The 10,042-nt window shown below is 41.8% G+C and carries 8 protein-coding genes and 5 pseudogenes; 7 read left to right on the top strand and 6 right to left on the bottom strand.

Going from position 1 to position 10,042, the window contains the following annotated elements; translation table 11 throughout:
• Positions 1-88 precede the first annotated feature (88 nt).
• A pseudogene (locus LC653_RS42425) lies at positions 89-519 on the bottom strand (IS4 family transposase); the annotation flags it as partial.
• Between the two features lie 183 nt (positions 520-702).
• Entirely contained in the window at positions 703-1,284 is a 582-nt protein-coding gene (locus LC653_RS42420; protein ID WP_308189237.1) for a GIY-YIG nuclease family protein, read from the bottom strand.
• A gap of 85 nt (positions 1,285-1,369) precedes the next feature.
• Here LC653_RS42420 and LC653_RS42415 point away from each other — a divergent pair, with 85 nt between their 5' ends.
• The 4 genes from LC653_RS42415 to LC653_RS46620 all read left to right on the top strand — a co-directional run bounded on the left by LC653_RS42415 (position 1,370) and on the right by LC653_RS46620 (position 3,408).
• The gene (locus LC653_RS42415) at positions 1,370-1,570 is read left to right on the top strand and encodes a hypothetical protein (protein WP_229501279.1); all 201 of its coding nucleotides are present in this window, start codon (positions 1,370-1,372) and stop codon (positions 1,568-1,570) included.
• Between the two features lie 461 nt (positions 1,571-2,031).
• Entirely contained in the window at positions 2,032-2,157 is a 126-nt protein-coding gene (locus LC653_RS46625; protein WP_267923419.1) for a hypothetical protein, read from the top strand.
• Between the two features lie 279 nt (positions 2,158-2,436).
• Positions 2,437-3,234: a spherulation-specific family 4 protein gene (locus LC653_RS42410; RefSeq protein WP_229501278.1), complete on the top strand. Its 798-nt coding sequence runs from the start codon at positions 2,437-2,439 to the stop codon at positions 3,232-3,234.
• A gap of 45 nt (positions 3,235-3,279) precedes the next feature.
• Positions 3,280-3,408 (top strand): hypothetical protein, encoded by a 129-nt coding sequence (locus tag LC653_RS46620; RefSeq protein WP_267923418.1) that lies wholly within the window; start codon positions 3,280-3,282, stop codon positions 3,406-3,408.
• A gap of 773 nt (positions 3,409-4,181) precedes the next feature.
• On the opposite strand, the gene LC653_RS42405 is transcribed toward LC653_RS46620, so the two are convergent.
• Positions 4,182-4,358 (bottom strand): hypothetical protein, encoded by a 177-nt coding sequence (locus LC653_RS42405; RefSeq protein WP_229501277.1) that lies wholly within the window; start codon positions 4,356-4,358, stop codon positions 4,182-4,184.
• Positions 4,359-4,603: 245 nt separating this feature from the next.
• On the opposite strand from LC653_RS42405, the gene LC653_RS42400 reads away from it, so the two are divergent.
• The 3 genes and pseudogenes from LC653_RS42400 to LC653_RS42390 form a co-directional block, all read left to right on the top strand.
• On the top strand, positions 4,604-4,927 hold the full coding sequence (locus LC653_RS42400; protein ID WP_229501276.1) for a helix-turn-helix domain-containing protein: 324 nt from the start codon (positions 4,604-4,606) through the stop codon (positions 4,925-4,927).
• Between the two features lie 709 nt (positions 4,928-5,636).
• Positions 5,637-6,681 (top strand): annotated as a pseudogene (locus LC653_RS42395) (hypothetical protein).
• Positions 6,678-7,127 (top strand): annotated as a pseudogene (locus LC653_RS42390) (Ycf46 family AAA ATPase); the annotation flags it as partial. The pseudogenes LC653_RS42395 and LC653_RS42390, both read left to right, overlap by 4 nt.
• Here LC653_RS42390 and LC653_RS42385 read toward each other — a convergent pair.
• The 3 genes and pseudogenes from LC653_RS42385 to LC653_RS48140 form a co-directional block, all read right to left on the bottom strand.
• Positions 7,125-8,600, bottom strand: coding sequence for a beta-barrel domain-containing protein (locus LC653_RS42385; protein ID WP_229501275.1), 1,476 nt, complete (start codon positions 8,598-8,600; stop codon positions 7,125-7,127). The pseudogene LC653_RS42390 and the gene LC653_RS42385 overlap by 3 nt on opposite strands.
• Before the next feature lie 94 nt (positions 8,601-8,694).
• Positions 8,695-9,797 (bottom strand): annotated as a pseudogene (locus LC653_RS42380) (ATP-binding cassette domain-containing protein); the annotation flags it as partial.
• A gap of 136 nt (positions 9,798-9,933) precedes the next feature.
• Positions 9,934-10,042: pseudogene (locus LC653_RS48140) on the bottom strand (IS982 family transposase); the annotation flags it as partial.

The raw sequence follows: 10,042 nt of genomic DNA, 5'->3' as shown, positions 1-10,042 counted from the left end.
CAATTACATCGAGGTCAGGATGTAGGATGACGAAATCATCGGCATATCTTATGAGAGATAGTGCTTTTTGATTAGCTTTCTTATTTCCTGGTAAGGACTGGGCGACCTTATTGATTGCCTCTTCCATATTACTTGAGCCTAATTTACTTAATAACTCCAAGTATATTGGAATAGACCTTTTATCCCAAACCACACTAATCATTAACAGATTAATACACCCCCAATTAGTCCGGTCAATCACTACATAAATAACTTCATTTCAGGGAAAATATATCTCTAACCAGCTTTTAATAATTGGGAACCAAATTTCTTCAATATTTATGTAATTTCAAGACAAAAATGCAATGAAATTCTCTTTCTTCTACTTTCAAAAAATATGGGAATAGGTAAAGCAGTAGCCAGCGCTTCAATGCTAACAGTTTTAATAGATTGTAATAAATTTATCAGGATTTTTAGTAATAAATATTCTGCACGTCCCAATTCTCGCTTGAGATTTATTTCGTAGAATTCTGGTAATATTATCATTAAATAAAGCTTGTTGCGAATGAATGCTCTTTTTCTTTTACCACAAATTGCTACACTCTTTGTAATATAAGCATTCTAGACCATTTTGTCCCCTCGCAAGGTAAATACCTGTCTACAAAAAAGCAACAAGCCTGCGTTTGAAGTCTTTTGTTGTTGTTGTGGATGATTTATTTTTTGTTATAGATAGTTAAATGGACTGCGCCACTTCAAAATTAAACTCAATTCCAATTCTTGCCGGGGTTTTCTCTTAACGGGGTATCCCACCAAAACGTGGCGTTTACTGCTGTCTTCATTCCATAGCGATAATGTAAATCCTGGTAGCTTGCTATGTAATCCTTGCAGGCGTGTATCCCTTTCCACCGCTTGAAACTTGCTGCAAGTTTCCCCCACGTACAAAATCAGACCAGCCGCAGAGTCAACGATGAAGTACAGACACGCATCGCCGGGGCTATCTGTTGGCATCCTCCAGAACGAGAGCGATCGCACCTGTAACTGCAACGGATCAATCCGGTTTGGGTCGCAGTGGTTGGGTGCAATGTCGAATAACGTCGCCTGCTGCACTGGCTTGGTTTCCCTTACCCGTTGCTGATAGTCCAAAATTTGCGCTTTCCACTTCAGCAGCGCCTCTTGGCTCATCACCAGCACCTCTGCTAATAGTGCTGGTGTGAGGGTCAAATCTGAGAATAGGTTTAGCTGATTTGGTTCCAAGGGTATTACGGGGAGCGTGCCGACTAGCTGATTATCCAAGAGAACTGACAATTAAGAGCATTTGCCTTTGGTGTCGCCAGAATAAGGAAAATGGTAGAGTATATAGCGATCGCTACGCTAAAAATGTTTTTAAAATATGGCTGACCAAAAAGATAAAGCTCAAGAAAAAAACCGTCTTGAACAGCTTAAAGATGAACTTGGCAACACGGATTCTAAACACTCAGGGGGGAATAGCGCTTCTGGCGGCAATTCGGGTGCAGGGAAATCTGGCACATCAAAAATTTCTGCCACTGGTACACCTGATGATATCGAAAAAATTGATCAGGATCAGGAGTAAAACTGACTCCGACGAGTCAAGGTTTAACTGAGTAACTCAACTCAACAATGGTGGATTGAATACCTTATTATTCAGTCCACATAAGCTTTCGCAACGCGATCGTCAGAAGGCGCACCCGAAAATTAAGTAATGTTCAGTGCGGTGCAATATTTGTGAGATTTGGGGAGCGATGCCTACGGTGGGCGGGTACGCCATCGCCCAAACCATCGACACCCCGACGGATGTAGGGGACTTGCGCCATACAGTGACATACCAAACTTAAGCCAACTGGGACTTAAGTGAGTAGCTTATCTGGCACCTCCCAGGAGATCCCCGCCAGAACGCAAGCGGTTAGAGGTCAGAGGATGTCAAAGAATTATGTATGCCTTTGATATTCAATCCGCACTTGCTTAACGTCAAGCTCAGATTCTAAAAACATGAGTTTTTCTACTTGCTGTAATCCTACATTTTCAAAGTTCAAGATGAGTAATCGTTGGGGCTGGTTTACAGGGATTGCGATCGCGAGTGTATTTTCTTTGGAGTGTAATTGTGTTAATGCCCAAATTACCCCAGATGGGACTCTTGCAAATAATTCTATTGTTATTTAGTACTCAAAGTCATTGGGTGGAGAGAAGTGGCGATACAATATTGGATACATTATAGAAACACGGCATTTCGATTCAATGGATTGCATATATAACTGAGGTAAATAGAACCAAATTTACTTGTTTGTTCAAACCTCCACAGCAGACTGTAACTTCTAGCTGGGTGAGCGTGAGCCAAATAATCGAACTCTGGAAGAGACTATCGGTGGGTGCATAAATAGTGATCGGTTGGATTCAGGAGCCAGTTGCACAAAATATTTTTTTCATTGGAGTACGAGTAATATGAAAAAATTAAACATTTCTATTGCACACTTATCGCGTAGGGTAACATTAGCGAGTTTGGTGGCTGTGTGTGGATTACTGGGTGTGATTAATTCCGCTCCCAAAGCGTCAGCTGGTCTTTGCCAAAGTATTTCTATCCCTGCATATTTTTATCCAGGAACTTATTGGCAAAAGGCAACAGAGGCAGCGCCGAGAGTTGGTGTGATGATTATGAATCCTAACAGTGGCCCTGGCAGTGCAAAAAATACCGACTACGTTACATCTGTGAAGAATGCACAAGCAGCAGGCATTAAAGTTATTGGTTATGTACCTACAACTTATGGAACCCGTAGTGCAACGGCTGTCAAAACAGAAATAGATCAATATAAAGCTTGGTATGCGGTAGATGGCATCTTTTTGGATGAAGTAGCTACTAGTACCAATAACCTTGCCTACTACACAAATATCACTAATTACATTCGTAATACAAAAGGCACTTTAGTGATGTTAAACCCTGGTACTGTTCCAGCAGAGGATTATATAAAACTGGCGGACATTACCGTAGTGTTTGAAGATACTTATAGTAATTACCAAAACTGGCAAGCACCAGCTTGGCTATTTAATTATCCTGCGAATAAATTTGCACATCTTATACATACTACATCTGGCACAACTGGGATGAATAATGCGATTGAATTGGCTGTTCTCCGAAATGCAGGCACTATTTATGTAACTAATGATGTTTTGCCGAATCCTTGGGATACTCTTCCTACATATTGGACTAATGAATTAACTGCTATGAAAACGAAATGTCAGTAGACCGAAAACTTTTGAAAGTTAACGAAACAATCAGGGTTTGGGGCGATGCTTTTGGGCTTTGGGTCACGACCACAAGCGATCGCTCTATTTATCCATCTGGAACAGAGGTGGTTGAAAGGTAGATTGGAAGCTGATTTCGGTAGATGGGGTTCCCAACGTGAAATTAAGGGCTGATAAGGCTTCTGGAAAACTTTTCGGTCTACTGAATGTAGCACCCAAGTAACTGCTGCGCTACGTTGATCAAAAATTGACAACGCGTGGCAAGGGTGTACTGTTGGTGGAAACGTCGGGGGTGGAGAGCTTCGCACGCGGGCGTTCTACCGCAAGTGCAGTGACGATGAGTCAGCGCGAATCCGCGACTATTACAAAGCAGGCGATGATCAGATCATTTATTGCAAGGGGCTGGCCGCTTAGACTACAATCTGTGACAGATATCGAGCTTTGATTAAATTTTGAGATAGCCAAAACACTGTTTGAGTCAATTAAAAAGTTTGTAGCGCGTAAGTCCTGAGCGTGTTGCGATCGCTCTAAAAGCCCACCTTCGGCATCGCCCCAACTATCGACACTCCCGCAAGAACATCAATAGCTTTGCTGATGCTGGCTATTGGATAGACACTGGTCGCGTTGGGACTGGGAGCGATGCGATTTTGTTAGATCGGACTTTAATTCTCATTTACAGAGTTAGATTATCAATAAAAACAGTTATTTGGCTGCGATCGCAGCCCTAAATAGGTGATTTAGCACCCAAATTTTAAGCACCTCACAAAATCGCATTGCTCCCTTGGGACTTAACTTAAGCAGCGATCGCTGTCGGTGAAATATCAAAAGCAGTTACCTCAAATCCCAGAGAAAGCTAAAGCTTCGGCATCGTCTCCCAAGCCACAGCCAATAACTAACGCCTTTTGCTGTGAGGTGAATGGTTCATGATTCGTCAACCAATCTTGCTTCTAAGGATGAGGAGCTAACTTAGCCCAAGGAATTTGTGCTGTGTCTCCTTTGGCTTTGGCATATAAAACTTCAAACCATGCCGAGGGATCTGATTTTTGTAACGCTTCTGTGGCTAACTGTTTAATAGAAAACTGTAAATTTTCCGGTTGTTGCTCCAACATAAAAATTGATACCACTCCATTCTCAATTATGGCAGTCTAAGTTGAACTGAAAATGACAATTGCAGGCTAACGCTACGCGAACTAAAGGCTGTGAATGACCTTTTTGATTATGGCTCCTCAAGACAACCATTGGTTTACAGCCCCAGTAAAGATTCTGGGTTTTTTACATTGATCTCTCTGAGTTGTGATCTGAGTGGCTCAACATTTGCTACTAATAGTTGCAGTGAGCTATTGCTTTCATCAACTAAAAGTTGCATAATATGGCAAGTCAAGAAGAACAATCAGAGGTCGTAATGTTACCACTTAGTGAAGTGGGGTCTATTAGATGGACAGATGCGCGTGGGCATAAGATGCGTGCATTGCGTGGTGATATGCCATTGCTAACTTTGTCCAAAAAGCTTGCTGAACTTGAAGTAGAGATTTCTCGCCAGTATTTGAACAGGATGGAGACAAATACAGAAGTGAAAAACGCTTCTCCAGAGCTTGTCAGTGGCTTATGTCAAGTATTTGGCTGTACCTTAGCTGAACTACTGTGTCTGAAATCAACCAAAATTGTGCAATTAGGGGTTGATAAATGCAACTAAAAGTTGCACAATGATTGTAAGGGAAGGCGAACTGCCTACCCCCGAACGCATTTAAAGAGATTGCAAACTAATTCAACGAACCAAAACTGAAGTGCCGCCGGGAAAAGTAGCCGGAGCTAAAACCGGAGTACCCGGAAGTAACCTTGTAACGCTCAAATCGCCGGAGATAAGTCCGATGACCTAACTAAGTCTGAAAACTGGTTATAAAAAATCAACACAAGGCGATCGCTACTCCAAAAGTATACGGTCGCCTTTTGCTATTCCATTCATACTGCAATTAGGGCAACCGCTCAATACCTACTCTACAGCCTTGTGCTGTGAATTCTTGCTAGAAAATAACTAAAATTCAGAAATATGAGGCTACGCCAAAGCAATTTGAGAGCGTTGCGGTAAACCACAACTTTGTTCACGCAAAAAAACAGAGGCAATCGCGCACTTTGGACGGTCTGCGATTGCCTCTAATAACCTATTCAAAGGTTTTGAAGTACTGGAGTGTTATTTAGAGGTTAAGCTAGACTTAGAAAAGTGGATGACTGGAGTTTACTTTTTTCAAAAATGTTTTAGAGGCGCGATCTTAGCAATTAATGAGTTACCCGTCACCGAAGAAACTCTCTGGTTCAGTTTAATGTTGGACAACGTACAATTCTCAATTCGCAATTCGCAATTCGCAATTCGCAATTAATAATACCCCAGGCATGAATGCGGCGACTTGAATATTGATACTATCGCTACAAATTTCCTAACTGATGCAGTAGTCGAACGCCACAATTTCTCACAGTTAAATAAAACCCGTATTCGCTTTCGTATTCAGCTAAAGAAAAGTACAAAGTCTGCCGCTCCCTTCAGGGGCAGATGTGTTAAAAGCTGAAGTTTCTGAAATTGAATCAGACCTCGTGAAAGTTACAAATTCCGAAGTTGGTTTGCGGGGTATCAAGGTCTTCAAAAAGCTGGATGAAGCTGCTGCCCAATTGAGGCAAGAAATTGCTTCGGTTCAAGAGTGGATGAGCAGTGATACTGGTGATTGGATTTGTCCGATTGATTTAGCTCCACTGGTGTGGAATCAGTTAATCAATATTAGGGATAATATCGCCCCTGGTTTACGCAATCAATTAAAAGTTGATTACGAAGCAGGACTCGAAGATTATCAAGAGCGAATTGACCAGTTTCTCTCACTCCATACTTGGGAATTACCCCACGATAAGCAAGAATCAGTCAAAGCCAACTTGTTAAGAGCATTTCCGACTCTGACCGACCTCGAAGACTATTTGCAAGTCGTTATTGGTCGTCCGGTAATTATTCCTGCTCTCTCTGAACAACTGAACCAGCAACAAGCCGAATGTCTAGACCAGATTACCAAGTTCATCCAACAGTATGACCAAAATTTAGAGCAGCGTTTACGTGAATCAGCCCTTGCTGGTGGTGAACAACTCGCCGCCCAGTTGTTGGAGGAACTGGCTGATTGGGAACCAGGACGCAAGCCTGTACAGTTTAAAAGGAAAATGGAACGCCATTTGATGAAAGTTCAGGTTCTGCTGGCAAACGCTGACCCTCTTGCTGGTAGTAGCTTAGAGCAGATGATGGCGCACTTAGATTCTATCGTTAACGATCCGGCTATTGAGTCTAAAAATCTTGGTTCTGATACTGGTATGGCTGAGGTTTTTGACGGCGATGCCGAAGCCTATGAGGTAATCGTGAAACTCGTCAATACTCATGACGATTTATCTCCACTTCCTTATCAAATTGAAAAACAATGAAACTTTCAAGTCTTCTCTCAACACTAGATTCGCAAATCCCTATCGCTGCGGTTGATGTGCTGTCTCCTGATGAAGCGACGATTATTCAGTGGCTGACTACAGAGGCATCTAACAAGCTATCAAGTCCAGTGTTCTTCTGGAATCTGGGAGTATCAACCTTGGAGCAATGTTTAATCGCAGCAGATGGGGGATTGGTGTTTAAGCCAGTTGTAGAGTATAAGAAGCCTCCCCACGCTGATCCACTACTATTTGTATTCGACTACATTGCTAACTTTAGTGGGAATGGTGTATTTATCCTCGGAGATATTCACCCCTTCATTGCTAAGAATTCGCCCCAACTGAGTTGGGAGATTTTATCCAAAGTCAAAAACCTTTACCACAGGTTAAAACCCACAGATAAACGCATTGTATTGTTGGGTCAGAACATACAATTACACGAATCTCTAGCGATAAAAAGGATAAATCTGATCTGGTGGTAGGGCATCATTTCCAATCCATACCAATTTCCCTTTGACATCACCAAATTCACTAAAAGGAAATGAGTCAACCCTCACATCCACTGTCATCCCCTCTTTGACAAAACCAATATCTTTATTGGTAATGTAGATTTTAGCCACCAGAGCATCATCAGGAACAACTTTGAGAATTGGTTCGCTAAATGTCACTACAAATCCTGGCGTATGTGTCTTAAGTTCAAAGACTGTACCTGATACTGGGGAATTGATTGACTGATATTGAAGATTCATTTGAGTTTGGCTCAATTGAGAATCATTTTCCGCAATATTCTTATTATTTTCGACTATCGCTTTAGTCAACAGAGAATCAATTTCAGCAATTTTTTTGTTATTATCTGCAATTTGGGTGAGCCAATCTTTTCGAGAAATAGCTACAGTTGATTGCAACTTAGCTTGTGCCTGATTAATAGCAGATTGTAAACGCAATCCTTCTTGGGTAAGCTGGTCAATTTCTGATTGAGCGTTTCTGACTTCTTCTTGTTGCTTGAAATATTGAATTTTGGAAATTGCCCCATCATTCATTAACGGAGTAATATTATCAAGAATACCTCGGTTCATTACCAAGGTATCTTTAGTAGCAGCTAGCTTAATCTCAGTTTGGTTGAGTTGGCGACTTAATTGGTCAACTTCCAGCTTTGCTGCGGTCACACGCGCATCTAATTCTAAAGAAGTGGATATTAAGCGTTCTTTTTGTTCTATGTTTAGTCCACTGGTAGAAGCTGTACCATCTAATTGGGCACGATATAATCGGTTTTCTGCTACGATTGCAGCCCGACTTTTGGTCAGGTCAAGCATTTCATTGGAGAGTGAGGGAGTGAGGGAGTGTGGGAGTGAGGGAGTGAGAGTATTTTCCCTCCCTCTCTCGCTCTCTCCCTCCCTCTCTCCTTTCATTTGAGATTGATAAAACTGATTTTCTTGGACTAGAGATGAGCGAATTTTCTTTAAAGAGTCAAGTTGGGCATTAGCAGTAGTGGGGTCAAGGCTAATAAGATGCTCACCAAGTTTAACTTGCTGTCCATCTTCAACATAAATTTCTTTAACTACGCCACCAACAGGAGCCTGTATTTCTTTAACTGTACCTGTTGGCTCTAACTTCCCGGTAGCGGAAACTGCTTCTTCAATTTTGGCTAAATTTGCCCAGATAATTGTACCAGTTGTAACAGCCATTAAACCCCAAAGGATAGCGCGTGACCATTTGCGAGACTGTCGGAGAATTACAGGTTGCTCGAATTTGGGAACATAACGCGGTGCTGTAGAAGGCGGTTTTGGTTGAATATTAGATATTTCTGGTGGCAACTTTTCTAAGTCTTGCAAAGAAGTTAATGTTTTCGGTGGCGATGAACCATTTCCATTCAAGTTATGTTTTCCATTTCCATTTGCACGATTAGTATTATTAGTATTCATAATTAGTAATAAGTTAATTATTTAGTAGATAATAATTTAAATAAACTTAACTGATTTTCTCAAAGGTGACTGATTGCTGAATCAAGCAGAGAAATTATTCAGAAATTGCTGATTGCTGTTGATACAAGCAGTAATAAAGCCCTGTTAGAGCCATAAGTTCTGCATGAGTACCCTGCTCTACAATTCGTCCTTGGCTCATCATCAAAATCACATTAGCGTTCTGGATGGTTGCTAACCTGTGGGTAATAAAAAATACTGTCCTTCCCTTAAATACTTGGGCTAAATTCAAGCACACCTGACGTTCAGTAGCATAGTCGAGTGCGCTGGTAGCTTCATCTAGAATCAATAGTGGTGGATTTTGTAGTACAGTCCGAGCGATCGCTATTCTTTGTCTTTGTCCTCCAGATAAAGCCGAACCTCTCTCTCCAACACGAGTTTCATAACCCGACGGCAAATTCATGATAAAATCGTGGGCGCAAGCAATCTTAGCAGCCTCTACAATTTCTGATGGTGTAGCATAATACCCTCTACTACAGCCATTGCTATGAGCAGAAATCCCAGAACGTTGAGAGTATTAATCCCGTTTTGAATAATAACTTTATCAATAATTACTTGAGTTATTAAGGGATTTTCTAGTCCCAACAGTTGTACAAATAATGAGGCAATAAATACTTCAATTAAAACAGTACGATGCTTTTTGATGGCGGGGAGAAACCAGGATAAACCAAATCGCTTTTGAGGAGTTTCTTTAGTGGGTTGCAGCAGAAGTACTTGTCCCTCTTCCCCCCAAGTTTCAGCAAAATCGGCTGGCTTTTTACGGACAATGCCTTGTTCTGGAATGCCAAGCACTAGTTCAAATTCAGTAGCTTTGTAAAGAATTGCATAGCTATCTTGCCAAGGGATCAAAACTGGCGTCGGTAGTTTAGAGATAGCAACGGCAGGAACATTCACCAGTTGAGATGTCAGCCCCATTAATTCTGCCAAAGCACCGCATAATTGAATAGAAGTACTGCCTGTGCGCTGAAAATTGCTGACTAACGCACGGCGCAAGACATCGCGGCGAAATGGCATTCTGTTATGCTGCGCTAGCATTTGAAAACAGGCAAGAGTTCCATCTACAGGCCCACGACCGGATATGTGCGGGTATTTAATTCCTTGCCCAGACTCTACTTCTTCTGCTTGTTCTGGGCTTAGGGGGGCGAATGGGGCGTTTGCCCAAATTCCAGTATCTGACAATGAGGCGGTGTTAACGTCAGATTCAGCCATTGGGAGTGTCAGATCGGTAAAACCAACTAAGCGAACTTCTCCAGTAATGTTAACGTGAGTTCGACGGTTAGAAAACGGCAGGAGGTAGTGCAGGTAAATCTTTTGGGTAAATATCAATCGACGGTTTTTTTGGTAAATAGGTGTAAGCAGCCAAACCAGCCATCAGATTGACCAAA

Source organism: Nostoc mirabile CHAB5784 (genome assembly GCF_020829645.1).
GTDB classification, from domain to species: Bacteria; Cyanobacteriota; Cyanobacteriia; order Cyanobacteriales; family Nostocaceae; genus Nostoc; species Nostoc mirabile.
Note: the sequence above shows the minus strand (reverse complement) of the source record. Positions and strands in the feature narration are given on the sequence as shown.

Excerpts from the sequence above, each read along its gene's own strand:
- LC653_RS46625 (WP_267923419.1), top strand. The coding sequence starts at position 2,032 with ATGAGTAATCGTTGGGGCTGGTTTACAGGGATTGCGATCGCGAGTGTA.
- LC653_RS46620 (WP_267923418.1), top strand. The coding sequence starts at position 3,280 with ATGCTTTTGGGCTTTGGGTCACGACCACAAGCGATCGCTCTATTTATC.
- LC653_RS42410 (WP_229501278.1), top strand. The coding sequence starts at position 2,437 with ATGAAAAAATTAAACATTTCTATTGCACACTTATCGCGTAGGGTAACA.
- LC653_RS42385 (WP_229501275.1), bottom strand. The coding sequence starts at position 8,600 with ATGAATACTAATAATACTAATCGTGCAAATGGAAATGGAAAACATAAC.
- LC653_RS42415 (WP_229501279.1), top strand. The coding sequence starts at position 1,370 with ATGGCTGACCAAAAAGATAAAGCTCAAGAAAAAAACCGTCTTGAACAG.
- LC653_RS42400 (WP_229501276.1), top strand. The coding sequence starts at position 4,604 with ATGGCAAGTCAAGAAGAACAATCAGAGGTCGTAATGTTACCACTTAGT.